The sequence below is a fragment of the Psychrobacter sp. 1Y4 genome (assembly GCF_051847555.1).
Map to the genome: position 1 here is coordinate 1 of NZ_JBPYDE010000308.1, position 867 is coordinate 867.

The window sequence follows — 867 nt, forward strand, 5'->3', positions numbered from 1 at the left end:
CAAGGCATCCAAAATCATTTGCTCTGATTGCTCAGTCGAGCGCGTCTGGTCGGTATCTTCGATACGTAAGATAAATTCGCCGCCGTGCGCTTTGGCGAAAGCCAAATTGAATAGGGCGATATAAGCAGTGCCTACGTGTGGAAAGCCGGTTGGTGATGGGGCGATACGCGTGCGTACAGGGCGCTTGCTGTCAGTAGAGGTTTGCATGATAAAAGTCTCAAAGTTTGCTATCGATATAAGCTATTAGTATAAATAGCGATGAAAGATATGAAGTCGATGTGAAGAAATAGCGTAAAATATAGCGCTAGTATAACAGAGACATGTGATATTTTTAATGAAAAGCCCTTCTAGTGCTTGACTACCCGTGTATCCTTGCGATAATAATGCTAAGCAAGTCATAACTTGTTTATTTTCATCCAATTACTGGCCAATATGGTCGTCATCTATTGAGTTGTTTGTGTCCCTATCTAAATCTAAGTCAAATGCTAACGCTAACCATTCTTCAGTCGCGGCTGCTCCTAAGCCTGCGATCAGCCCCTCTTCGATAGAAAATGATGCAGCTCAAAACCTGCAATCGTCGATGGAAGATTCTGCCCCGTCTAATGAGCTGGATTTTGTCCACGATGCAGTGCTACTGCAAGAGACTGTCGCTGCAGTACTTGGCGTAAAATCCTTGCCCAAGCAAAAAGAAGGCGACCAAAATGGCTTAAATATAAGCGGTATCTACGTTGATGCGACCTTTGGTCGTGGCGGTCATAGCAGGTTACTATTAAGTCAGCTTGCCGATGACGCCACACTGATTGTCTTTGACAAAGATCCGACAGCCATTAGCGTGGCGCAGGAATTGGCAAGCAAAGACAGCCGTGT

General features: G+C 45.1%; 2 protein-coding genes. One reads left to right on the top strand and one right to left on the bottom strand.

Features of this window, described 5'->3' with window-relative positions:
- The coding region (locus ACS8FC_RS15965) for a glutamate--tRNA ligase family protein (protein ID WP_439297493.1) at positions 1 to 210 on the bottom strand (210 nt) is incomplete at its 3' end.
- 247 nt (positions 211 to 457) lie between these two features.
- Between ACS8FC_RS15965 and mraW the strand changes: the two genes are divergently transcribed.
- On the top strand, positions 458 to 867 hold a 410-nt coding region (gene mraW, locus ACS8FC_RS15970), incomplete at its 3' end, for a 16S rRNA (cytosine(1402)-N(4))-methyltransferase (RefSeq protein WP_439297492.1).